Raw genomic sequence first — 23,026 nt, forward strand, 5'->3', positions numbered from 1 at the left:
GGCCATCCGACGTGTAAGCCGGGGCCGCACGGGCGCCCCGGCTTTCCCACAAGAGGTTTCGATCGTCATGGAGATCGCGGATCTGCTGCGTCCGGAGGGGGTATTTGCATCCCTGAAGTCCAGCAGCAAGAAGCAGGTTCTTCAGGATCTGTCGCAACGAGCGGCCGATCTGACAGGCATCGACGAACGCACCATCTTCGAAACGCTGCTCGAGCGCGAGCGCCTGGGGACCACCGGCGTCGGCAACGGCGTCGCCATTCCCCATGGCCGGCTGGGCGGGTTGGACCGGGTCCAGGGCCTGTTCGCCCGGCTGGAGCGCCCGATCGATTTCGACGCCGTGGACGACCAGCCGGTCGATCTGATCTTCCTGCTGCTGGCGCCGGAGTCTGCCGGGGCGGATCATCTGAAGGCGCTGGCGCGTGTGTCACGGCTGCTGCGGGATGAACGGGTCTGCGACAAGCTCCGCGGCTCGGACACTGCCGAAGCGCTCTATGCACTGCTCACCGACGACGCATCGAGCAAAGCCGCCTGAGCCCGGGCGGTCATGCCGAGGGGCGGGGCCTTGACATGGCGACGGACCCGCAGACCATCCACGCCACCTGCATCCGCATCGGTCCGGCCGGCATTCTGCTGACCGGGCCGAGCGGCGTGGGCAAATCCGATCTGGCTTTGCGGCTGATCGATACCGGTGCCCGGCTGGTTGCTGACGATCGTGTGGTGCTCCAGACCGGGACACCGGATGCGCCATGGCCGGTCGCCTCCGCCCCTGAGATGCTTTGTGGCTTGATCGAGGTGCGCGGCGTCGGCATCCTTCGCACCGAGGTCTCGGCACCGGCGGCGGTACGTCTGGCCGTCCGGCTCCATCCGCCGGGCTCCAGGATTGAGCGCCTGCCCGAGCCCGATTTCATCACGCTTGCGGGTATCGCCGTTCCGGTGATCGATCTGGTGGCGGTGGAGGCCTCAGCGCCGGCCAAGTTGCGCGCAGCCCTGGCTGCCGTGCTCGATCCGCTTCAGAGGCATGCATGACCCCGATCGCCCGACCCGCTCCGACTCGATCTGATGCAAGCGGGCCGGCCCGCCTGCTGGTGATCACCGGCCTGTCGGGGGCCGGCCGGACCTCGCTGCTCAAGGCGCTGGAGGATCTGGGCTACGAGACGATCGACAACATGCCCGTCCGGCTGATGGCACCCGCGGTGGAAGCCATGGCGCCGGGCGAGGCGCTGGCCGTGGGCATCGACGTGCGCACCCGCGGCTTTGATGCGGCCGCGGTAGATCAGGCGCTCAGCCAGATCGCTGCCCTGCCCGGACTCGCCGCCACAGTCGTCTTTCTGGATTGCGACGACGAGGTGCTCTACCGCCGCTATACCGAGACCAGGCGCCGGCATCCGCTCGCCAGCTCGACCGATCGCCCGGTCGAAGACGGAATCCGCGACGAGCGGGCACTGATCGCACCCTTGCGCGATCGCGCCGATGTGGTGCTCGACACCAGCGAGTTCAGCCTGACGGACCTCAGGCGCAAGGCGTCGGAACTGTTCGCCTTCGGCGGCTCGCCGGGGCTTCAGCTCTCGGTCACCTCGTTCGGGTTCCGCAATGGCCTGCCGCGCGATGCCGATCTGGTCTTCGACGTACGCTTCCTGGCCAATCCGCATTACGATCCGCTGCTGCGGCCGCTCACTGGTCGGGATCCGGCGGTGGGTACCCATATCGCCGCCGATCCGCTCTTCGCCCCCTTCTTCGACCGGATGCTGGACCTCATCCGCCTGCTGCTGCCGGCCTACGCCCGCGAGGGCAAATCCTATCTCACCGTGGCGGTAGGCTGCACCGGTGGCAAACACCGCTCGGTCTTCGTCACTGAACGTCTCGCAGAGGAATTGAGGCAGGACGGGTGGCGGGTTACAGTACGCCATCGCGACATGCCCGACGCGGATCTGGCGCGAACGGGATCCCCGGCTGCAAAACCGGTCTGAGGCGTCAGAACGCGCCTCCGCCGGCAGGTGGCTGCCCATGAACGGAGGGGCCCCGGCGCGCTGCCGCAATGGCGGACGATGCCGGAGCCTCCGCAACCAAGGTGACGACGGAACCGATGATCGGTCTGGTACTGGTGACGCACGGCCGGCTCGCCGACGAATTCGTGGCAGCAACCGAACATGTCGTCGGCCCTCAGAAGGCCATGAAGGCGATCTGCATCGGCCCCGATGACGACATGGAAAAGCGGCGCCAGGACATCATCGACGCGGTGGCCGCCGTCGACGGCGGCGATGGCGTGATCGTGCTGACCGACATGTTCGGCGGCACCCCGTCCAATCTGGCGATCTCGATCCTGGATCGGGCCCATGTCGAGGTCATCGCCGGCGTGAATCTGCCGATGCTGATCAAGCTTGCCAGCGTGCGTGAGACGGAGCCACTCGCCAAAGCCGTGGTCAGCGCCCAGGATGCCGGGCGCAAATACATCAACGTCGCGAGCACCCTGCTCGCCGGCGACGGCCGCTGACGCAAGGGAGCCCCCGCCCGATGAGCCAGTCCGCCGCCCCGTCAGGCGAACGCCTGAAGCGCACCGTCGAGATCATCAACCGACGCGGCCTCCACGCACGCGCCGCAGCGAAATTCGTCAAGACAGCCGACAGCTTCTCGGCCGAGATCGAGGTCACCCGCTGCGGCCAGACCGTGTCGGGCCGGTCGATCATGGGGCTTATGATGCTGGCCGCGAGCCCCGGCTGCACCATCGATATAGAGGCTGCGGGCGCGGACGCCCCCCAGGCCATGGATGCCCTGGTCAAACTGATCGGCAACCGTTTCGACGAGGATGAATAGACGTTTGGCCGTCTGCCCGACCCGTGCCGACCCGCCGTCCCGGCGGGTTTTTTCATGGCCTCCACCGCATGCGGCGGCATATTACCATATAAAGATAGCTTTATATTCCCTTGCCCGATCAGGGCGGCCAGGGCTATAACCAGAGGGAGAGACGTTTGCCGGTTCCCCGGCAAAGCCGCCATGCCCATCAGGAGCGCCCTCGATGACCACGTTCACGGACTACAAGGTCAAGGACATCGCCCTCGCCGAGTGGGGCCGCAAGGAGATCTCGCTGGCCGAGACCGAGATGCCGGGGCTGATGGCGCTGCGCGACGAATATGGCGCGTCGAAGCCGCTGGCGGGTGCGCGGATCGCCGGCTGCCTGCACATGACCATTCAGACCGCCGTGCTGATCGAGACCCTGATCGCGCTGGGCGCCGAGGTCCGCTGGTCGTCGTGCAACATCTTCTCGACCCAGGATCAGGCAGCGGCCGGTATCGCCGCCGCCGGCATCCCGGTCTTCGCCTGGAAGGGGGAGACCGAAGAGGAATATGAGTGGTGCGTCGAACAGACCATCAAGGGGCCCGATGGCTGGACCCCGAACATGATCCTGGATGACGGCGGCGACCTGACCCTCATCATGCACCAGAAGTATCCGGAGCTGATGAACGAGGTCCGCGGCATCTCGGAAGAGACGACCACCGGTGTGCTGCGTCTCTACGAGATGGCAAAGACCGGCAAGCTGGCCTGCCCGGCGATCAACGTGAACGACAGCGTCACCAAGTCGAAATTCGACAACCTCTACGGCTGCCGCGAAAGCCTGATCGACGGCATCAAGCGCGCGACCGACGTGATGCTCGCCGGTAAGGTCGCCGTGGTTGCAGGCTATGGCGATGTCGGCAAGGGCTCGGCCGAGGCGCTGCGCGGCCAGGGCGCCCGGGTTCTGGTCACCGAGATCGACCCGATCTGTGCCCTGCAGGCCGCCATGGACGGCTATCAGGTCACGACCATGGACGAGGCGGCACCGCAGGGCGACATCTTTGTCACCGCCACCGGCAATGTCGACATCATCACGCTCGACCACATGCGCGAGATGAAGGACCGGGCGATCGTCTGCAATATCGGCCACTTCGACAGCGAGATTCAGGTCTCGGCCCTGCACAATTACGAGTGGAACGAGATCAAGCCGCAAGTCGACGAGATCACGCTGCCCGGTGGCAAGCGTCTGATCCTGCTCGCCAAGGGCCGCTTGGTGAACCTCGGCTGCGCCACCGGCCATCCGAGCTTCGTGATGAGCGCCTCGTTCACCAATCAGGTCCTGGCCCAGATCGAACTCTGGAACAACGCCCAGGCCTATGAGCGCAAGGTCTACACCCTGCCCAAGCATCTGGATGAGAAGGTGGCGGCGCTGCATCTCGACAAGCTGGGCGTGAAGCTGACGAAGCTCAGCGACAAGCAGGCCCAGTATATCGGCGTGCCGGCGGAAGGCCCGTTCAAGCCGGAATACTACCGCTACTGAGCGACGCCTCCCGTCAGGGATCGTATCGCCGCACCGCCGCCGCCGGGGTTACCCGGCGGCGGCGGTGCGTTTCGGGGCCAATGGCACGATCCATGCGGTGTCGTGATTGCGGCTCCGGCCATGACTGCTACACTCACGCCATGGACCCGATCGTCGTCGCCGCAGTCATGACGGCCCTTTCGGCCGGCCTTGCCGTGTACGCAATCAGGCTGCGTGCGCGTGGGCGAGCCGTTGCCGATCGCCTGCAGTCGGCCGAGCGTGCGCTGGCCGCCGAACGACGGGCCCGTGAAGCGGCTGCCGTCGCAGCAGAGACCGCCTCGGCCCGGGCGGATGCCGCCACGGCCCTGCTCGATGCCCTGCCTTTGCCGGTCTGGTGGCGCGACATCAGTGGTGCAATCGATGGCCACAACGCCGCCTTCGATGCTTTCCAACTGGGCGATGATGGGCATGAACGTCCGGAATTCGCCAACCGCGCCCTGATCGCCCAGGCCCGCGCCCTTGCCCGCACTGCCCGCGATCGCGGCCTGCCGATGCGCGAACGCCGCGCCGTGGTGACCGACGGCGTGCGCCGGGTGTACGAGATCCTGGAGATTCCGCCCGGAACCGACCGACCTGCCGTGGGTCTCGCTCTCGACGCCACGGCGCTCGCCGAGGCGGAAGCAGCGATGGAGCGGGTGGAAGCCGGCTATATCGAAGCCTTCGAAAGCGTCACCAGCGGCATTGCGGTCTTCGGCGCCGACATGCGCCTGACCTTCTGGAATGGGGCCTTCGCCCGGCTGTGGCATCTGGATGCCGCCTTCCTGGACCAGCGCCCGCGGGAAGGAGAGCTGCTAGAGCGCCTCCGCGAAAGCCGGCGCCTGCCCGAAGTGGTGAACTTCCCGGCCTGGAAGCGCGACCGGCTGGCGCTCTACACCAGCCTGTTCGCGCCGATGGAGGAACTGGTTCATCTGCCCGACGGCCGCACGCTCCATGTCATCATCGCCCCGCACCGCCAGGGCGGGCTGGTCCACATCTATGAGGATGTCAGCGACCGGCTGGCGTTGGAGCGGTCTTACAACACACTGATCGCCGTGCAGCGTGCGACCATCGATGCCCTGGCCGAAGGGCTGGCGGTGTTCCGCTCCGATGGCCGGCTCGGCCTCGCCAACCAGACTTTCGCCCGATTGCTGGAGACGCGGCCTGATCAGGTCTCGATCGAGACGCCGCTCGGCCAGCTGCTGAATGCCGCGCGACCGCTCGCCGCCCGTGCCGACGATCTGGAACTCGTCCGGCAGGTGGTGGACGAGGCCCTGGTCGAACGCCGCCGCGGCGAGATGACGCTCGAACTCGCCGGCGACCGCTTCTTCTCCATCGCAGCCACCCCGCTTCCGGACGGCGCTGCCCTGGTGTCGCTTGCCGACGTCACTGACACCATCCGGGTGGAACGTGCCCTGCGTGACAAGGCCGCGGCACTTGCCGAAGCCGATCGCCTCAAATCCGAATTCGTGGCCCATGTGTCCTACGAGCTGCGCACACCGCTGAATTCGGTGATCGGCTTCGCGCAGCTTCTGGCCAGCGAAATGGCCGGGCCGCTGAACCTGCGCCAGCGGGGCTATGCCGAAGACATCGTGCATGCCTCGGAACATCTGCTGGTACTGATCAACGACATGATCGACCTTGCCTCGATCGATGCCGGCGACGTTACCCTCAATCGCCGGCCGGTCGATGTCTGCCAGCTTCTGAGGTCGGTGGCAGATCTCGCCCGCCAGCGCGCCAAGGCCGCCTCGGTGTCGATCGATCTGGACTGCCCGCCCGACTGCGGCACCATCGATGCCGACGGCCTGCGCCTGCGTCAGGCCCTCTACAACCTGCTCGGCAATGCGTTGCGCTTCACTCCTGTCGATACCCGTGTCCGCATGGCGGCCGAAGCCCGACCCGCAGATCCGGCAGAAGGTCTTCCGCCTGTGGTGGCGGTCACCATCTCTGACCAGGGTCCCGGCATCCCCGAGGAAGAGCGCGAACAGGTCTTCGAGCGCTTCTGGCGCCGGCGCCGCGGCGAACGCAAGGCCGGGGTGGGCCTTGGCCTGCCGCTTGCCCGCAGCCTGATCGAATTGCATGGTGGCCGGATCCGGATCGACGACGCCCCGGGCGGAGGCGCGCGGATCACCTGCCTGCTGCCGGTGCATGCACCGGCCACGATATTGCCTGCAGCCGACCAAGAGTCTGAAATTCCGGCCTGATCGCCCCCTGCAACCCTGCCTTCACGGCCGCGAATTGATTGGACGGCAGCCGGGCCGGAGCCTATAAGATCGAAGCTATGATCAGGATCCCGTTCCTCAAAATGCACGGGCTCGGCAACGACTTCGTCGTCATCGACCGACGGAGCGGCCCGGCTCGGGGCCTCGTCCTCGACGACGCGACCATCCGCCGGATCTCGGACCGGCGGCATGGTGTCGGTTGTGACCAGTTCATTCTGATCGATCCGACCGATGGCGACCCGATCGCCGCCGGCAGTGCCGATGCGGTAATGCGCATCCACAATGCCGATGGCGGTGAAGTGGGCGCCTGCGGCAACGCCACCCGCTGCGTCGGCGCCCTGCTGATGGATGAAAGCGGTCTCGGTCGCACGACCATCGCGACGGTTTCGGGCCTGCTGCAGGCCAGCCGCGATCCGGCACAGCATGAAGCCGGGATGGTGACCGTCGACATGGGCCCGGCCCGTCTCGACTGGCAGCAGATCCCGCTCGCCGGCCCAGCCGATACGCTCGCGGTCGAGGGCGTGGAGGCCGGTCCCTTGCAGCGGCCCGTGGCAGTCAATGTCGGCAATCCGCACGCGGTCTATTTCGTCGAGGATGCCGAGGCGATCGATCTCACCCGCTGGGGGCCGATGATCGAACATCACCCGGTCTTCCCCGAACGCACCAATGTCGAGGTTGCCCATCGTCTCGGCCCCGACCGGTTGCGCATGCGGGTGTGGGAACGCGGTGTGGGCATCACCGCAGCCTGCGGCACCGGCGCCTGTGCAACGGCCGTCGCGGCCATCCGGCGCGGCCTCACCGGCCGCACGGTGGAGATCGTCCTTGACGGTGGCCCGCTGGTCATTACCTGGACCGAAGACGATCGCGTCTTGATGTCGGGCCCGGTCGCGACCAGCTTCGAGGGGACGCTCGATCCGTCCCTGCTCGCCTGACCTTCGGTTCCTCATCCGGTCCACAATCCCCCATGTCCGACCAGACTGACGATCCTCTGCGGATCATCACCTTCGGCTGTCGCCTCAATGCCTATGAGAGCGAGGTGATGCGCGGCCACGCCCGCGACGGAGCAGCCGGCGGGCGGACGATCGTGTTCAACACCTGTGCAGTGACGGCAGAGGCGGAGCGTCAGGCCCGTCAGGCCATCCGCCGGGCCCGGCGCGAGGATCCCGACGCCCGGATCGTCGTGACCGGCTGTGCGGCGCAGATCCGGCCCGAAGCCTGGGCGGATATGCCCGAGGTCGACGCCGTTCTCGGCAACGAGGACAAGCTGAAGGCCGACCGCTTTGCTGCCGCGCTCGCCGCCACACCCAACCGGGTATCCCTGCCGAAGGATGACGCGCCATCCGCTCCGGATTTCGTTGGGGCGACCGAACCTGCCCGGATCTTCGTCGACGATATCATGGCGGTTCGCGAAACCGCCGGCCATCTGGTCGAAGGGCTGGACGGCCGTGCACGTGCTTTCGTACAGGTGCAGAACGGCTGCGACCACCGCTGCACTTTCTGCATCATCCCCTATGGCCGCGGCAACAGCCGCTCGGTACCACTCGGCGAAGTGGTGGCGCAGGTGCGCGAACTGACCGCCCGCGGCTATGCCGAAGTCGTGCTGACCGGGGTGGACATCACCTCCTACGGCGCCGATCTGCCCGGACGTCCGAGTCTGGGCAATCTGGTGCGCCGGGTGCTGAAGCTGGTGCCCGACCTGCCGCGGCTCCGGCTGTCCTCGATCGATTCGGCCGAGATCGACCCCGATCTGATGCAGGCGCTGGCGGAAGAGCCGCGGCTGATGCCGCATCTGCATCTCTCGCTTCAGGCCGGCGACGACATGGTGCTGAAGCGGATGAAGCGCCGGCATAACCGGGCCCAGGCGATCGCCTTCGCCGAGGCCGTGCGCCGCATCCGCCCCGATGTCGTCTTCGGGGCCGATCTGATCGCCGGCTTCCCGACCGAGACCGACGAGATGTTCGCCAACAGCCTGAAGCTGGTGGAGGAGATGGGGCTGGTGCATCTGCACGTCTTCCCCTATTCCGCCCGCACCGGTACGCCGGCAGCCCGCATGCCCCAGGTGCCGGTAGCCGTGCGCCGCGACCGGGCCCGGGCCCTGCGCGAAGCCGGCGCTGTCGGGCTGCGCCGCTGGCTGGAGAGCCATATCGGCGCCGATCTGCCGATTCTGCTTGAAGCCCCGGATACCGGCCGCAGCGAGGGCTTCGCCCTGGTGCGTCTGGCGGAACCGGCCGATCCGGCACTGGTCGGTGGGATCGTGACCGCCCGGGTCACCGCAGCCGATGACGAGACCCTGGCGGGTGCGATCCTGCCGCATCATGCGGCCGACCACCTCCGGGGCCACCCCCATATCGACGCCGAAGGGAGGGCGACCGCTTGAGCGAGGAGCAGACGAGCAAGGGCGGCTGGCTGTCCCGCCTTCGGGCCGGGCTGAAGAAGACCAGCAGCCGGATCGGCGATGGTCTGGTCGGCATCTTCACCAAGCGCAAGCTCGACGCCGAAACGCTGGAAGAGCTGGAAGAGCTGCTGATCCAGGCCGATCTGGGCCCGGCAACCGCCGCGAAGGTCACTGCCGGCCTCGCCAAGGGTCGCTATGGCCAGGATCTGGGACTGGACGAGATCAAGGGTCTGCTGGCCGACGAGATCGCGAAGATCCTGGAGCCGGTGGCACAGCCGCTGAACTTCGCCCCAACCGCCTCGGGCCCGAGGGTCGTGGTGATGGTGGGGGTCAACGGCACAGGCAAGACCACGACGCTCGGCAAGCTCTCTTCCGCTGCCGTCGGCCAGCGCCGCAAGGTGCTGCTCGCCGCCGGCGACACCTTCCGCGCGGCTGCCGTGGAACAGCTGGAAGTCTGGGGCCAGCGCGCCGGCGTGCCGGTGCTGAAGCGCGAGACCGGTGCCGATGCGGCGGGACTGGCCTTTGATGCGGTGGAGCGCGGCCGCCGCGATGGCGTGGACCTGGTGTTCATCGACACGGCCGGCCGGTTGCACAACAAGGCCGGGCTGATGGCCGAGCTGCAGAAGATCGTCCGCGTGGTCGGCAAGGTCGACGCCGAGGCCCCCCACGAAATCGTGCTGGCGCTGGACGCCACCACCGGCCAGAACGCCATCAATCAGGTTGAAACCTTCAAATCGATGGTGCCCCTGACCGGTCTGGTGCTGACCAAGCTGGATGGCACCGCCAAGGGCGGTGTGCTGGTGGCGCTGGCCGATCGCTTCGGCCTGCCGGTCTATGCGGTAGGTGTCGGCGAAGGGATCGACGACCTGAAGCCCTTCGAGGCCCGGGCCTTCGCCCGCGCCCTGGTCGGGCTGGAGACCTGATCCGATGACCGACAAGCCGAACGAAGGCGTCGAAGCCCGCCCGACGGAGCAACGCCCGGCCGATGCCGGCACCGGCTTGATGCGCCTGGCGCTTGAGGCCGGGCCGCTGGTCGTGTTCTTTGTGCTGAACGCGAAATTCGGCCTGATGACCGGCACCGCCGGCTGGATGGCGGCCACCGCCATTGCACTCGCCGTCTCGTGGGTGCGGGAGCGACGCATCCCGATCCTGCCGCTGGTCTCAGGTGTGTTTGTGCTGGGTTTCGGCGGGCTGGCGCTGATCTTCGATGACGAGTTGTTCATCAAGATCAAACCGACGGTGGTCAACACACTCTTCGGTGTGATCCTGCTGGCCGGTCTCGCCTTCGGCCGACCGCTGCTCAAGCCGCTGGTCGGCTGGGCCTTTCTGCTGGACCATCAGGGCTGGCTGAAGATCACCCGCAACTGGGGCCTGTTCTTCCTGCTACTGGCGGTGATCAACGAGGTGGTCTGGCGGAACTTCTCCACCGATTTCTGGGTCGGCTTCAAGCTGTTCGGCATCATGCCGCTGACGCTTCTGTTCAGCATCTCGCAGGTGCCACTGATCCAGCGACACACCCTGGCCACCGGCAGCAATACCGGCGACCAGGGGTAGATCTCTGTCGATCAGCGCGGGCTGAGACGCACCAGGCTGCCGTCGCGGTCGCCCGCCACCCAGATGCGGCCGGCATCATCCACCGCGATGCCGGTCGGGATATAGGCCGGCGGCATGCCTGCGGTGCCTTCCAGCCCGACCCGGCCCTTGAGGCCGGTGGAGATCAGTTCGCCCTTCGCCGTTTCGGGATCGAAGGCCAGCACCTGCCCCGTGCCGGTTTCCACCGTCACCAGCCGGCCATCGGGCAGGCGGGCAAGGCCCTCGGGGGCCTTGAGATCGCCCACGACGACCCGAAGCGCCTGACCGTCGACCGGGACCTCGACGATCCGGCCGGCACCGGTTTCCGTTACATAGACCGATCTGTGATCGGGGCCCGACCAGATCATCCGGGTCGGCATAACCAGATGTTCCACCACCGGCTTCTGATCAGCCGGCGCCGCACTGCCGTCCAGCGCGGCCTTGTGGATGGTGCCGCCGGCAGTCAGGACCAGCAGATGGCCGTCATCCGCCATCAGCGCATCCATGGGCGCGGCCAGCTTGTTGACATGGCCAAGCTCGGCGCCGGTCGCGGGATCGAACATCTGAACCCCACCCGCGAACCAGCTCGTCAGCAGGATCCGGCCGCCGTCGTAATTGGCGTTCATCGGATTTTCGAGATTGCTCGCATAGGCCCGCGCGACATCGGTCACCTTGCCCGTCGCCCCGTCGATAGTGCGATAGGCGAAGAGGTCGGCCAGGTGCAGCGTGGAACCGCCTCCGGCTTTCGGGACGGCCACCAGACCGCCCGGCACCGCCAGATCACCCTTGATGATCGTATGGGTGCTGCCGGTCTTGGGGTCGACCTGGAAGATCGCCCCTTCGGCCATGTTCGAGACGTAGATCGTGCCGTCCTCGCCGATGGCGAGATTGTCCAGCGCCGGGTTGAGCTTCGCGATCACCGTGACGGCGCCAGTCGTCGGATCGACGCGCTTGACCTCGCCGGTGACGGTATCGAGTGCCACCACCTTGCCGTCGACTTCCTGGTTGACCGCAGCCGGTACCCTGAACCCTTCGGCAAACGTCTCGATCTTAGGATCGTCCAGGTTCACCCGAGCGAGCTTGCCCTTGAACCAGAGCGGGCCGGTGAGCGTACGGCCGCGGATCTCGAAGCCGTTGAGCCCCCCCATGCCCTCCAGAAGCTGCTTCGCCGGGGTCGCGCCGGTCGGGTCGATCTCGTAGAGCGCATCGCCCAGGAACACCCGGGTCGCGTACAACCGGCCATTGTCGTCGAAATCGAGCGAGTTGATACCGGGCAGGCCCGTGGCCAGCACCTGCACCGGTGCCGCCTTGCCCTGAAGCGCATCGCCAGAAATCGCGCGCACCTCGCCCGACAGAAAGGCTGTCCAAACGATGCGGCCATCGGGTGCAATCACCAGATCGTCGGCCTGGCCGGCCGGCCGGTCGACCACGATGCGGGCCTTGCCGCTGACCGGATCGACACCGATGATCTGCTGGCCGACGACGCTGCCACCGAGCACCTCGCCATCAGGGGCCACCGCCAGGCCATGCACGCCGCGAAACGGCGATGGCTGAATGATCGTGTCGAGCTGCCATTCGGCAACCGGCGCACTCTGCGCCGCCGCCAGGCCCGGCACCAGCGCGGCCGCGGCCACCCCGGCGGCGAGCCACCGCTTGAAGCTGAGAGACATTGGGACGTTTCCTCTGCGGATGATCCGGGGCATCCGGTCTTTGCCGGACGCTTCTCCGATATGGATCATGCGCGGGATTTGTCTCACCGGCCAGAGCCGAAGGCGCCCCGCCACGGATTTGATATGACGTTCGCTTCAGACAATGTCGGAAGTGGCGTTGGCTCGCATGATGCTGGACGAGGCTCATGCCTGCGCCGGGGGCGACTCCGTCTCGGGCACCAGTTCGGGTTTCCGCTCAGGCTCCGGCGGCTTCGGGCGCCAGAAGTCGCGGCGCGAAACGGCATCGCCCTGATGCAGGCGTTGCCAGTCCTTCAGGATCGCCTTGACCGTGGGGAAGGCGAGCTCTCCCCAGGGGATCTCGTCCCAGGTGAACAGGCCGACCTCCAGGCTCTCGATGCCGGCCGAAATCTCCGGTCGCGTCATGCGGGCCAGATAGAAGATCTGGACCTGATGGATCTCGGGGATGTCGTAGACCGCGAGCAGACGCTCGATCTCGGCGCGGGCGCCGGCTTCCTCGAAGACTTCACGCAGTGCGCCGTCGGCCGTGCTTTCGCCGTTTTCGAGGAACCCGGCCGGTATGGTCCAGAAGCCCTCACGCGGCGCGATCGCCCGGCGGGCGAGCAGGATGCGGTCTTCCCACACGCAGACTGCCCCGACCACCATGTTGGGGTTCTGGTAGTGGATCATGCCGCACTGGGTGCAGACGTGGCGCGGCCGGCTGTCGCCCTGGGGGATGCGCAGGGTGACGCGGCCGCCGCAGGACGAGCAATAGTCCAAGACCGGGAACCTCCGGGCGGATGGCGGATGCGATCGGGTCCGATCAGAGTGACAGCCGTGGCGGGGCCGGGCAAGCCCCGCCACCGATCATCTTCCGGCCCCTTGATCAGCCGAGCAGGAGGGCGTCGTCGGCCAGTTCCTCGCCGCGCACGCGCTTGAACATGGCGAGCAGATCCTCGACCTGAAGACCCTTGCGCTGCTCACCCGAGACGTCGAACACCACCCGGCCCTCATGCAGCATCACCGTGCGGGTGCCGAAATCCAGCGCCTGCTTCATGCTGTGGGTGACCATCAGCGTGGTCAGCCGGCCCTCGTCGACGATGTCACGGGTCAGCTGCAGCACGAAATCCGCCGTGCGCGGGTCCAGTGCCGCGGTGTGCTCGTCCAGCAGCAGGATCTTCATCGGCTGAAGCGTCGCCATCAGCAGGCTGACGGCCTGACGCTGGCCGCCCGAGAGCAGGCCCATGCGATCGCCAAGCCGCTTGTCGAGGCCGAGGTCGAGCCGCTTCAGCGCTTCGCGGAAACGATCGCGGCGGTCGGCGCGCACGGCAGCACCCAGCCCGCGATTTGCCCCGCGAGAGAAGGCCAGCGCCATGTTCTCTTCGATCGACAGCTTCTCGCAAGTGCCGGCCATCGGATCCTGAAACACGCGCGCCATCAACCCGGCGCGGCGGCGTGCCGGCCAGCGGGTGACGTCGGTGCCGTCGATCACGATCCGGCCGTCATCCACCCCGATTTCACCCGACAGGGCATTCAGGAAAGTTGATTTGCCGGCACCGTTGGAGCCGATCACACAGACGAATTCGCCCTCGCCGATAGTGAGGTCGAGCCCGCGCAGCGCCCGCGTCTCAAGCGGTGTGCCCGGGTTGAAGGTGACCTGGAGGCTCTTGGCTTCGATCATCGGATCATTCCTCCCGGCTCAGGCGGCCTTGCGCCGCCGCTGGGCAAGAACCCGCGGCAGCACCATGGCGGCGGCGACCAGCACGGCGGTCACCAGGTTGAGGTCCGAGGCGGTGAGGCCAAGGAAGCCGGCATTCAAGGCCAGCGCTACCGCGACGCGGTAGAGAATGGCGCCGATCAGGCAGGCAATGATCGCCCGGGCGATGGTGCGGGTCGACATTACCGCTTCGCCGCCGATCACCGAGGCCAGGCCTACCACGATGGTGCCGACACCCATGGTGACGTCGGCACTGCCCTGGGACTGGGCGAAGAGCGCGCCACCGATCGCGACCAGGCCGTTGGACAGGGCCATGCCGAGCAAGGTCATGGCGGCAGTGTTGATGCCCTGGGCGCGGGCCATGCGCGCATTGGCGCCGGTCGCCCGCATGGCAAGGCCCATCTCGCTGTTCAGGAAGCGGATCAGCAGGATCATCGCCGCGATCACCACCACGGCGAAAACCAGCGGGGTGAGCAGATAGAAGGGCAGGCCCAGCCCTTCGAACGGGGTCAGCACCGTCCGCTCGCCCAGCAGCGCCACGTTGGGGCGCCCCATGATCCTGAGATTGATCGAGTAGAGCGCGATCATCATCAAAATCGAGGCGAGCAGGTTCAGGATCTTGAGCCGGACATTCAGCCAGGCCGTGATGCTGCCCGCGATACAACCCGCAACGAAGGCAAGGGCCGTCGACAGGAAGGGATCCCAGCCGCCGACGATGGCGGTGGCGGCGACGGCGGCCCCCAGCGGGAAGCTGCCATCGACGGTCAGATCCGGAAAATCGAGGATGCGGAAGGAGAGGAAGACCCCGAGCGCCACCAGGGCGTAGACGAAGCCGGTCTCGATTGCACCCATCCAGGCGATCAGGCTCATCGCGCCCCTCCCCCGAGGCGCCCGGCGCAGCCCTGCGCCGGAAGGCATGCGTGCAGCATGTCGGTTGCGTTCCCGTCTGCCGCGTCCGCCGGGCCTGTCTCCGAAGCCCGGGCCGCGTGTGATCCCCACAGGTCCGAAGGGCCCGTTGCGGCCGTGCCGCGGGCCTCTGATGCCGCCGGCCGCCGTCTCCCCCGACGGCTCGGCAGTCGTGCCGCCCGGGTGACGGGGCAGTGGTAGCGGATCCCCCCCCGTGCCGCAAGCGGATCGCAAGTCCATATCAGAAGTGTAGAACGAATGAAACTATTTCGCGAAGACCGGACAGGCCGGGACAATGCGCACGAGCCAAGAAAAATGCCGCCCGGCGGGCCGGGCGGCATTCTCTCGCCTGCAGCCGGAACCGGCCGTCAGATCACTTCACCACTTCCTTGGCGTCGGCGATCACGGCCTCGGGGATGGTAACGCCCATCTCCTTGGCCGAGCCCGGGTTCAGATGGAGTTCCAACTTGGAGACGGTCGAGGCCGGAATGTCGGCAGGCTTCGCACCGGCCAGGATCTTGGCAACCATCTCGCCGGTCTGGACGCCGACGTCGTAGTAGTTGAAGCCGACGGCGGCGATGGCGCCGCGGCCAACCGAGTTGGTATCACCGGCATAGACCGGGATATCGGCATCCTGGCCAACTTTCACCACGCTCTCGATCGCCGAGACCACGGTGTTGTCTGTCGGAACGTAGATCGCGTCGACCTTGCCGACCAGCGACCGGGCGGCGGTGAGCACGTCGCTCGACTTGGGCGAGGCGGCCTTCTCGACCGTCATGCCGAACTGGCCGGCGGTCTTCTCGACCAGATCGACCAGGGCCACGGCATTCGCCTCACCCGGGTTGTAGATGACGCCCAGCCGTTTGGCATTCGGGGTGATCCGGGTGATCAGCTTCAGATGCTCGTCCATCGGCGACAGATCGGAGACACCGGTAACGTTGCCGCCCGGCTTCTCCATGCTGCTCACCAGCTTGGCGCCGACAGGATCGGTCACGGCCGAGAACACGACCGGGATATCACGGGTCGCCGCCGCCACGGCCTGGGCCGACGGCGTCGCAATCGCCACGATCGCATCGGGCTGCTCACCCACGAATTTCCGGGCGATCTGGGCCGCGGTCGCGACGTTGCCCTGCGCGTTCTGATAGTCCCACGTCAGGTTCTTGCCGACCTCCCAGCCGGCCGCCTTCAGCGCATCCTGCACACCCTGGCGGGTGGCATCCAGCGCCGGATGCTCGACGATCTGGGTGATCGCCACGGATTTCTCCTCGGCCGCAAGGCTGGTGCCGGCGGCAAGGCCCGCGATGGCAAGCCCGGCAAGAGATGCCGCGATCCGCGTGGTCCGGCGGCGGGTGATCATGGTCATCGAAAGACGCCCTTCCCTGGTGTCGTTGTGGCGCGGCAGCGTCCCCGCGCCGCGGTCCCTCGTCTTTTTCGCGTGCGGCCGACACGGGGGCAACCGCCGTCTCCCGCGGCGACTGACCGGCCGTATGCGCGCTGGCACAAGGATGCCCATGGCCCGCGCGGCGGGTCAAGCGCACCCGGCGATCGATCGGCGTCCGATGCACGCACACCGGGCATCGGCATGGTCACCCGCCCGAAAACAGGGATGCACGCCATGAAAACACCGCCGGCCCCCTGCGGAACCGGCGGTGTCAGGACAACTCGACGGAGCGATGTTTCGGAGAGGAATCGCGTGTCAGACCGTAATGTCCAGCACGCTGCCACGACCGCTGGCCGGGGGCGGGGGTGGCGGCTGACGGTCGACGCTGCTGTCCACCTTGCCGGCGGCCGGCACCGCCTCCACGGTCTGCGTGCCGCGCGGGTCGGCATAGCCTGCGACCTGGGTCGGCGCCACGGTCTGCGCGTTCAGGAAGGCGGCGGTGGGTGGGATCTGCATGGCCGTGCTCCGTAACCTCGGGACGGGCGACATGGGTCACCCGTGCTCGCCACAGATATCGTGATGAAGCGCGCACGGGTCAAGCCCCTGTTTGCACAGGTCTTCCGGTACCTTCAACGACTCTGGTGCCCGATCGCTCATCGGATGCGGTTTGACGGAAGCCGTCCCAGCGCGCGATGATCCTGCAAGTGGCGCGCCCTCTACGTGCGCCTCGACCATTTTCCACCTGCAAGCTCAACCGCCCAGGGGTTCATGCGCCAGGACCGACCCGCCGCTCTTGCCCGATCACTCACCATCGCCGCCCTGGCCCTGGGCGCGCTGCTGACGATGGTTACGGCAGGCCTGGCCTGGCGATCCTACGAGGCGGCGAAGATCGAGGCCGGTCGCCGTGCCACCGGGCTTGCGCTGCTCCTGGCCGAACATGCGGCTCGGGCCATGGATGCCGTCGACATCGAGGTCGCCCGCATCGCCGATCAGATCCGCAACGAAAACCGCCTGCCCGATCGCCAGGACAAGCTCTGGTTCGACCGGCTGCGTCACATTGCCGACGAGACGCCCCAGATCCGGGCACTCTGGTTGATCGACCCGGCCGGCCGGATCGTGCAGGTCACTCATGACTGGCCCGCACCGGAACTGACCGCCACCGACCGCACCTATTTCGCCCGCGCCGCCGCCGGTGCCGAAGGGCTGATCATCGACCCGCCCGTCGAGGGGGTTTTGACCGGCAAATGGTATGTTCCGGCCGCCCGCGCGATCAGGACCATCGACAACAGGCTTCTGGGTGTCGTGGCCGCCGCGGTCGACCCGGCCTATTTCATTCAGGTCTACCGCTCGGTGGATGTCGGCCCCGGCGGCCGTCTGCTACTGCTGGATACGGACGGCCGAAAGCTCGGCAGCGTCCCCGACGGTGAAGACGGGATCGGAAACGCCAGCGGCGCCGTTGAAAGCCCGCGCAATCCTGCAGGCCTCGGCAGAGCCTGGAGCGACCCGACCCGCATCACCCCCGACAGGGAAATGGTCGATCCGGATGACGGTGTTACCCGCCTCTATGGCCTTGCCGATGTTCCCGGGCGGCCGCTGGCGGTGGCGGCCGGCCTGTCGCTGGCCGATGTCCGGGCGGCCTGGGCGGAAGCCCGTATAGCCGATCTTGTCCTGCTTGTGGTGATGGCGGCAGTTCTGGCCGCCATGCTCTTTCTGATCCGCCGGCACATCGTGGTTCCGATCGCCCGGCTACATGCCATCGTGGCAGAGCTGGGTGGTGGCGATACGGCCCGGCCGGTACCTGCAGTTGGCGGCGCACGAGAGATCGTCGAACTGGCAGAGGGGATCGAACGCATGCGCGCGGCACTCGATGGTCACACCCGTGATCTTGAGGGGGAGGTGGCCGCTCGTACCGCCGAAGCTGCCGATCGCGGCAGGCTGCTGGATGGCGCTTTCGCCGCCCTTGGTCATGGCATCGCGATCTTCAATCGGGATCTGGTGCTGGTGGCCTGCAATCGACGCTATGCCGGGCTGATGGGGGTTCCCGAAGACCTGACACAGCCAGGCACACCGCTTGTCAGGATCGCAGAGCAGGCGCTCTATGAAGTGGCCGAGACGACACGCCCCGAGCGGATCGAAAAACGGGTGGCCCTTGCCCGGATGCGCGAAACAGCCACTTTGACCGAAACCTCTGCCCAGGGGCGGGTGATCCGCATCACCCACAATCCCATGGCCGATGGCGGCTCGGTCGCGATTTACGAAGACGTCACCGAGGCACGCAAGATCGACGCGGCGCTGCGCGACAGTGAATGGCGCTACCGGCTGCTGGCCGAGAATGCCGGCGACCTGATCCTGCGTCAGGATCCGGAAGGCACCATCCTTTATGCCTCTCCGGCATCACAGACCCTTCTGGGACTGGAGCCCGACCGCCTGATCGGCCGGCGACTTGCCGATCTGATCGTGACTGAAGATGCAGGCGTGCTCACGGCTCATATGTCCGCCCTCATCGAGAATGGTCGTGACCGTGCGACCCTGCGGATGCGTCACGCGACCGGACGTCCGGTCTGGGTGGAAGCTGGCGCCCGCATGCTTCGCGACCCGCGCACGGGCGCACCTGCCGAGTTCCATGCCAGCCTGCGCGATGTGGGTGAACGGATTGCCGCCGACCGGGCCGCCACAGAGAATTCCCGCCTGCTCTCCACCACGCTGGACAGCATGCGTCAGGGGCTCTGCCTGCTCGATGCCGGGTTTCGTGTGGTGCTCCACAACCGGCGCTTCCTGGAAATGAACGGCCTGACAGCCGACGACTGCCCGCCTCTGGCCGATTTCGAGCAGTTGATGCACCTGATGGCCCGCCGCGGTGAATTCGGCGTCGGGCCGGCCTTCGCCGAGGTCACCCGCCGGCTGTCGGCGCTCCGCCGCCCCTGGCCGCAAAGCTGGGAACGCCGCCGGCCGGACGGGACGGTGCTGGAGATGGCGAGCGCCCCCTTCCCGGGGGGCGGCCTGGTGATGACGTTCACCGATGTCACCACCAGACGCGCGGCCGAACGTGAGCTGGCCCGCCAGACCGAAGTGTTGCGCCTGACCATCGATGCAATGGAACAAGGCCTGATGCTGGTGGACCGCGCGCTCGACATCGTGGTGGTCAACCGCCGCTTCCAGGAACTGCTGGAAATCCCGAGCGGCATCGCCCGGCCCGGCAATCCGATGACTGAACTGGTCCGCTTCGTCGCCCGTCGCGGCGAATTCGGCCCCGGTGATCCGGAACGGCTGGCAGAAGCCTGGCTCACCCGGATGCGCGATCCGGCCCTGCTCGGACAGCCGGTGGAGCATGTCCGGCCCGACGGCCGTCGGCTGGAATTGATCCGCCTGCCGGTCGACGATGGCGGCACACTGACCATCTACACCGACGTCACAGACCGGCGCCGGATGCAGGATGCGCTGGAAGATGCCCGGGAACGTGCGCTCGGCGCCGCGGAGGCGCGGTCGCGCTTCCTGGCGACGGTATCACATGAAATCCGCAACCCGCTGAACGCGATCATCAACGCCCTGCATTTTCTGGACGAAACCGACCTCGACCCGGAACAGGCCGGACTGGCCCAGATCATGCGCCGGGCGTCAGAGCTGCTGCTCGATCTGCTCGATGACGTGCTTGATCTGTCGCGAATCGAAGCAGGAAAACTTGCGATCGACCCGAAGCCGTTCGACCCGGTCGCCCTCGCCCGCGACGTGAAGGCGATGTACGACCCGCAGGCACGCCGCAAGGGGCTAGACATCACCATCGAAGCAACACCATCGGTACCGCCCCGGCTGATGGGCGACCAGAGGCGGCTCCGTCAGATTCTGGTGAACCTCACCGGCAATGCCGTGAAGTTCACGGATACCGGGCGGGTCACGCTCTCTCTCGATCTGGTCGCGACCACGCCAGGGGGCCCCCCGGCCCTGCGGATGGAGGTGATCGACACCGGTGTCGGCATTCCACCCGAACAGACCCGGCGACTGTTCGAGGAATACTACCAGGCCGGTGCCGACCAGGCTGCCGCCATGACCCGCGGCACCGGCCTTGGTCTCGCGATCGTTCGCCGCCTGACGGACCTCCTGGGCGGGCGCATCGGTTGCGACAGTATCGCCGGAGAGGGCAGTCGCTTCTGGTTTGAGCTGCCGGCCGTTCTGCCTTCCCCACGCAGCCTTGCCAATGCCCACGCCCTGTTGGCTTCCGAGCCTTCGAGGATCCCGACCCGACGACATCCAGGACCGGAGACCATGCCCCGACACGCCGAAACGGATGCGACACCACCCGGGACACCCATTCGCATCCTGCTTGCCGAGGACAACGCCATGAACCAGATGCTGACCGCCCGCGCCTTGCAGCGGGCCGGTTATACGGTCGACAGCGTGAGTGAAGGCAATGCCGCCGTCGAGGCAGCAACGACGTGTGACTACGATCTGATCCTGATGGACGTCCAGATGCCGGGCCTGAGCGGGCTGGAGGCGACCCGCCGCATCCGATCCGTCGATGGCCCGCGAGGGCGCACCCCTATCCTGGCGCTCACCGCCAATGCCGGACGGGAAGCGGCAGAGATCTGCCGTGCCGCAGGCATGGACGATCATCTCTCGAAGCCCTTCCGGCGCGATGATCTGGTTGCGGCCGTGCGCCGCTGGCTGCCAGGCGGCGCAGAACGGCCGGGCGGACAGGATGAAGACACGACATCGCCTGATCAGGCACAGGGAGAAGATGGCTGATCCGGAAACGCTCTGCCGGTTGTTCCAATTGCGCGCATAACGCAATAATTGTTTGAAACAATAGCGCGTATTGGTAGGATACCACAGAAGCGGGGGCACCTCTCAAGATCCCCGCAACCAGGCACATACGGGAACGGGGCAAACCATGGCCCAGATCGACGATGGTATCGCAGATACCACGTCCGGCGGAGCTGTGACCGGCACAGGCGCCGGCCCGGCAGCCAGGGACGTGTCCGGAGATATGCTGCGGGCAACCGCAAAGACCGATCTGTCCGATAGCGGCAACAAATGGGCCTTCACCATTCTGGCGATCGCCTTCGGCGCTTTCGCCGCCGGCCTGCTGGTTGCCGGCAGCCTGCTGGCAGGCGTCGGGCACGGCACATCTGCCGGCATGCAGCCGGGGCTTGATGTGCGCTTTGCCGATCCATCCTGGGACGGCGTTTCCATTCCCACTCATGCCCGCTGCAGCCGTTATGGCCCTGCGGGTGCATCGCCTCCACTGATCGTCACCGGCCTGCCCGAAGGCACCCGGATGGTCGCCGTCGCCTTCAACGACGACAGTTACCGCCCACTCTCCACGGATGGTGGCCATGGCACGATCGCCGTCGCCGCCGATGGCGGCGTCGGCTGGGTCCTGGTCCCCTCCATTCCGGGCGAGACGGCGGCCCTGCCGGACGGCGTGATGATGCTTGCCCCCCATCGCGGCCGCCTCGCGCCGGGCACCGCCTATCTCGGCCCCTGTTCTGGAGGCACGGGCAATCACTATTCCGCGGAGATCGTGGCCCTGCGCATACCCTTGCCGCCACAGGGCATACGCCCTGCCCTGGCCGGTGACGACGTCCTCGCCCGCTCCACGATCAGCCTTGGCCGCTACTAAGGCGTCCTTGCCCGCCAGCACGCAGGCCTGACATGAAAACGCCGCCTCTCAGGCTTGCGATGAGAGACGGCATCATGTTGGTCCAACGGCTTGGCGCCTTATAAAGACGGGCGACCTATTTGTCACGATCGCGCGTAAGCGCCTCAATCTGCTTCTGCAGATCATTCAGCCTGTCGGCCAGCTGCCGGATGTCCTCACCCGCCGCAGGTGCCGCAGGCGGGACTGCCGGCCGTTCCTCGGTCTCCTCGGTGCGGGGCGTCTCTGGCATGCGCAGGCCGCCTGCGAACATGCGCATGGCCTGCTCCATCATCTGCATATTCTGCTTGCTCATCTCCTCAATCGAGGGGAAGGGAAACAGATTACCGAAGGTCCGGCGCACCTGCTCCTGATTCCGGGCAAGCGATTCCATCGACATTTCCAGATAGCGCGGCACGAATGCCTGCAGACTGTCACCGTAAAAGGAGATGAGTTGACGCAGAAAGCTGGTCGGCAACAGATTGCGCCCCTTGCCTTCTTCCTCGACGATGATCTGGGTCAGCACCTGATGGGTGATGTCCTCGCCCGTCTTCGCATCATTGACGATGAAGTCGATATCATCCTTCACCATCTGCGACAGATGATCGAGCGTGACGTAGCTGCTGGTCGCGGTGTTGTAAAGTCGCCGATTGGCGTACTTCTTGATCTTGACCTTTACCTTTTCGGTCCGCCCGGCGGTCGCTTCAGACTTCTCGGTCATTCTCTCCCCGCGCATTCATAGGGCCATGTCCGCGGGACACGGATCCCGCGCCTCATGGATCCCGTATCGTTATCGGCCCGTATCGGTATCGGGCAATGTCGCCGCATCCGCCATGGGCGTCTCCCTGCGCATCTGCGACCGGAGCCTTGCTGCACGGCAAAACCGACAGGAAACGCAGCATGGGTGATTAAATCACAGGGTTGATCCGCACCGCAACAAGAGGGACCGCAGCGCGGGGGAAAGAGAGCGTCGGCCATCGCATGACCGGACACCTCCGGTGCTTTCGCGCGGGCTCCCGGATCGGTATACTCTGCCCCATGTCGACACCATCTGGCATACCGGCAACCGCCGCTGCTTTTCTCGACCTCTGGGAGCGCCAGACGTCGGCGATGGTGACCGACATCAATCTCGCCAAGGCGATCGATGCCGCAGCGGTCGCCGCCGCCCGTTCGGGCGGCAACAGCGCGCCTGATCCGTCGAGGACCCCCT

At 66.7% G+C, this 23,026-nt stretch carries 20 protein-coding genes; 13 read left to right on the forward strand and 7 right to left on the reverse strand.

The window, feature by feature from the left end; all coding sequences use genetic code 11:
- Positions 1-67: 67 nt before the first annotated feature.
- From ptsN to P7L68_RS25195, 11 genes are all read left to right on the forward strand, one after another.
- Positions 68-532, forward strand: a complete 465-nt coding sequence (gene ptsN / locus P7L68_RS25145; RefSeq protein WP_014743694.1) for a PTS IIA-like nitrogen regulatory protein PtsN — start codon at positions 68-70, stop codon at positions 530-532.
- Between the two features lie 35 nt (positions 533-567).
- Positions 568-1,026 (forward strand): HPr kinase/phosphorylase, encoded by a 459-nt coding sequence (locus P7L68_RS25150; RefSeq protein ID WP_372002544.1) that lies wholly within the window; start codon positions 568-570, stop codon positions 1,024-1,026.
- Positions 1,023-1,967, forward strand: a complete 945-nt coding sequence (gene rapZ, locus P7L68_RS25155) for an RNase adapter RapZ (protein WP_372002545.1) — start codon at positions 1,023-1,025, stop codon at positions 1,965-1,967. The genes P7L68_RS25150 and rapZ overlap by 4 nt, the downstream gene beginning before the upstream one ends.
- A 116-nt stretch (positions 1,968-2,083) precedes the next feature.
- Complete coding sequence (locus tag P7L68_RS25160; RefSeq protein ID WP_372006959.1) at positions 2,084-2,491, forward strand: PTS sugar transporter subunit IIA; 408 nt, start codon at positions 2,084-2,086, stop codon at positions 2,489-2,491.
- A 20-nt stretch (positions 2,492-2,511) separates the two neighbouring features.
- Positions 2,512-2,811 carry an HPr family phosphocarrier protein gene (locus P7L68_RS25165; RefSeq protein ID WP_372002546.1) on the forward strand — a complete coding sequence of 100 codons (300 nt, stop codon included), beginning with the start codon at positions 2,512-2,514 and terminating at the stop codon, positions 2,809-2,811.
- A 202-nt stretch (positions 2,812-3,013) separates the two neighbouring features.
- Positions 3,014-4,309 carry an adenosylhomocysteinase gene (gene ahcY, locus P7L68_RS25170; RefSeq protein ID WP_372002547.1) on the forward strand — a complete coding sequence of 432 codons (1,296 nt, stop codon included), beginning with the start codon at positions 3,014-3,016 and terminating at the stop codon, positions 4,307-4,309.
- 140 nt (positions 4,310-4,449) lie between these two features.
- Positions 4,450-6,528, forward strand: a complete 2,079-nt coding sequence (locus P7L68_RS25175) for an ATP-binding protein (RefSeq protein WP_372002548.1) — start codon at positions 4,450-4,452, stop codon at positions 6,526-6,528.
- Between the two features lie 77 nt (positions 6,529-6,605).
- Positions 6,606-7,478 carry a diaminopimelate epimerase gene (gene dapF, locus P7L68_RS25180; protein WP_372002549.1) on the forward strand — a complete coding sequence of 291 codons (873 nt, stop codon included), beginning with the start codon at positions 6,606-6,608 and terminating at the stop codon, positions 7,476-7,478.
- A 32-nt stretch (positions 7,479-7,510) separates the two neighbouring features.
- Positions 7,511-8,923, forward strand: a complete 1,413-nt coding sequence (gene mtaB, locus P7L68_RS25185; RefSeq protein ID WP_372002550.1) for a tRNA (N(6)-L-threonylcarbamoyladenosine(37)-C(2))-methylthiotransferase MtaB — start codon at positions 7,511-7,513, stop codon at positions 8,921-8,923.
- Positions 8,920-9,864 carry a signal recognition particle-docking protein FtsY gene (gene ftsY, locus P7L68_RS25190; RefSeq protein ID WP_372002551.1) on the forward strand — a complete coding sequence of 315 codons (945 nt, stop codon included), beginning with the start codon at positions 8,920-8,922 and terminating at the stop codon, positions 9,862-9,864. The genes mtaB and ftsY overlap by 4 nt, the downstream gene beginning before the upstream one ends.
- A 4-nt stretch (positions 9,865-9,868) precedes the next feature.
- The gene (locus P7L68_RS25195) at positions 9,869-10,495 is read left to right on the forward strand and encodes a septation protein A (protein ID WP_372002552.1); all 627 of its coding nucleotides are present in this window, start codon (positions 9,869-9,871) and stop codon (positions 10,493-10,495) included.
- An 11-nt stretch (positions 10,496-10,506) separates the two neighbouring features.
- On the opposite strand, the gene P7L68_RS25200 is transcribed toward P7L68_RS25195, so the two are convergent.
- The 6 genes from P7L68_RS25200 to P7L68_RS25225 all read right to left on the reverse strand — a co-directional run bounded on the left by P7L68_RS25200 (position 10,507) and on the right by P7L68_RS25225 (position 16,700).
- The gene (locus tag P7L68_RS25200) at positions 10,507-12,183 is read right to left on the reverse strand and encodes a hypothetical protein (protein WP_372002553.1); all 1,677 of its coding nucleotides are present in this window, start codon (positions 12,181-12,183) and stop codon (positions 10,507-10,509) included.
- 183 nt (positions 12,184-12,366) lie between these two features.
- Entirely contained in the window at positions 12,367-12,960 is a 594-nt protein-coding gene (locus P7L68_RS25205) for an NUDIX hydrolase (RefSeq protein WP_372002554.1), read from the reverse strand.
- Positions 12,961-13,066: 106 nt separating this feature from the next.
- A complete protein-coding gene (locus tag P7L68_RS25210) occupies positions 13,067-13,861 on the reverse strand; it encodes an ABC transporter ATP-binding protein (protein WP_372002555.1) in 795 nt (264 codons plus the stop codon).
- An 18-nt stretch (positions 13,862-13,879) separates the two neighbouring features.
- Positions 13,880-14,767 carry an ABC transporter permease gene (locus tag P7L68_RS25215; protein ID WP_372002556.1) on the reverse strand — a complete coding sequence of 296 codons (888 nt, stop codon included), beginning with the start codon at positions 14,765-14,767 and terminating at the stop codon, positions 13,880-13,882.
- A 409-nt stretch (positions 14,768-15,176) separates the two neighbouring features.
- Entirely contained in the window at positions 15,177-16,160 is a 984-nt protein-coding gene (locus P7L68_RS25220; protein WP_372006960.1) for an ABC transporter substrate-binding protein, read from the reverse strand.
- A 339-nt stretch (positions 16,161-16,499) separates the two neighbouring features.
- Positions 16,500-16,700 carry a hypothetical protein gene (locus P7L68_RS25225; protein WP_372002557.1) on the reverse strand — a complete coding sequence of 67 codons (201 nt, stop codon included), beginning with the start codon at positions 16,698-16,700 and terminating at the stop codon, positions 16,500-16,502.
- A 252-nt stretch (positions 16,701-16,952) separates the two neighbouring features.
- Here P7L68_RS25225 and P7L68_RS25230 point away from each other — a divergent pair, with 252 nt between their 5' ends.
- Positions 16,953-20,924 (forward strand): PAS-domain containing protein, encoded by a 3,972-nt coding sequence (locus P7L68_RS25230; protein WP_372002558.1) that lies wholly within the window; start codon positions 16,953-16,955, stop codon positions 20,922-20,924.
- A gap of 241 nt (positions 20,925-21,165) precedes the next feature.
- The gene (locus P7L68_RS25235; RefSeq protein ID WP_372002559.1) at positions 21,166-21,801 is read left to right on the forward strand and encodes a hypothetical protein; all 636 of its coding nucleotides are present in this window, start codon (positions 21,166-21,168) and stop codon (positions 21,799-21,801) included.
- Between the two features lie 115 nt (positions 21,802-21,916).
- On the opposite strand, the gene phaR is transcribed toward P7L68_RS25235, so the two are convergent.
- Positions 21,917-22,537 carry a polyhydroxyalkanoate synthesis repressor PhaR gene (phaR, locus tag P7L68_RS25240; RefSeq protein WP_372002560.1) on the reverse strand — a complete coding sequence of 207 codons (621 nt, stop codon included), beginning with the start codon at positions 22,535-22,537 and terminating at the stop codon, positions 21,917-21,919.
- Positions 22,538-23,026: the final 489 nt, after the last annotated feature.

The organism is Tistrella mobilis, assembly GCF_041468085.1.
Taxonomy (GTDB): domain Bacteria; phylum Pseudomonadota; class Alphaproteobacteria; order Tistrellales; family Tistrellaceae; genus Tistrella; species Tistrella mobilis_A.

Excerpts from the sequence above, each read along its gene's own strand:
- ptsN (WP_014743694.1), top strand. The coding sequence starts at position 68 with ATGGAGATCGCGGATCTGCTGCGTCCGGAGGGGGTATTTGCATCCCTG.
- P7L68_RS25150 (WP_372002544.1), top strand. The coding sequence starts at position 568 with ATGGCGACGGACCCGCAGACCATCCACGCCACCTGCATCCGCATCGGT.
- rapZ (WP_372002545.1), top strand. The coding sequence starts at position 1,023 with ATGACCCCGATCGCCCGACCCGCTCCGACTCGATCTGATGCAAGCGGG.
- P7L68_RS25160 (WP_372006959.1), top strand. The coding sequence starts at position 2,084 with ATGATCGGTCTGGTACTGGTGACGCACGGCCGGCTCGCCGACGAATTC.
- P7L68_RS25165 (WP_372002546.1), top strand. The coding sequence starts at position 2,512 with ATGAGCCAGTCCGCCGCCCCGTCAGGCGAACGCCTGAAGCGCACCGTC.
- ahcY (WP_372002547.1), top strand. The coding sequence starts at position 3,014 with ATGACCACGTTCACGGACTACAAGGTCAAGGACATCGCCCTCGCCGAG.
- P7L68_RS25175 (WP_372002548.1), top strand. The coding sequence starts at position 4,450 with ATGGACCCGATCGTCGTCGCCGCAGTCATGACGGCCCTTTCGGCCGGC.
- dapF (WP_372002549.1), top strand. The coding sequence starts at position 6,606 with ATGATCAGGATCCCGTTCCTCAAAATGCACGGGCTCGGCAACGACTTC.
- mtaB (WP_372002550.1), top strand. The coding sequence starts at position 7,511 with ATGTCCGACCAGACTGACGATCCTCTGCGGATCATCACCTTCGGCTGT.
- P7L68_RS25195 (WP_372002552.1), top strand. The coding sequence starts at position 9,869 with ATGACCGACAAGCCGAACGAAGGCGTCGAAGCCCGCCCGACGGAGCAA.
- P7L68_RS25200 (WP_372002553.1), bottom strand. The coding sequence starts at position 12,183 with ATGTCTCTCAGCTTCAAGCGGTGGCTCGCCGCCGGGGTGGCCGCGGCC.
- P7L68_RS25210 (WP_372002555.1), bottom strand. The coding sequence starts at position 13,861 with ATGATCGAAGCCAAGAGCCTCCAGGTCACCTTCAACCCGGGCACACCG.
- P7L68_RS25215 (WP_372002556.1), bottom strand. The coding sequence starts at position 14,767 with ATGAGCCTGATCGCCTGGATGGGTGCAATCGAGACCGGCTTCGTCTAC.
- P7L68_RS25220 (WP_372006960.1), bottom strand. The coding sequence starts at position 16,160 with ATGATCACCCGCCGCCGGACCACGCGGATCGCGGCATCTCTTGCCGGG.
- P7L68_RS25225 (WP_372002557.1), bottom strand. The coding sequence starts at position 16,700 with ATGCAGATCCCACCCACCGCCGCCTTCCTGAACGCGCAGACCGTGGCG.
- P7L68_RS25230 (WP_372002558.1), top strand. The coding sequence starts at position 16,953 with ATGCGCCAGGACCGACCCGCCGCTCTTGCCCGATCACTCACCATCGCC.
- P7L68_RS25235 (WP_372002559.1), top strand. The coding sequence starts at position 21,166 with ATGCTGCGGGCAACCGCAAAGACCGATCTGTCCGATAGCGGCAACAAA.
- phaR (WP_372002560.1), bottom strand. The coding sequence starts at position 22,537 with ATGACCGAGAAGTCTGAAGCGACCGCCGGGCGGACCGAAAAGGTAAAG.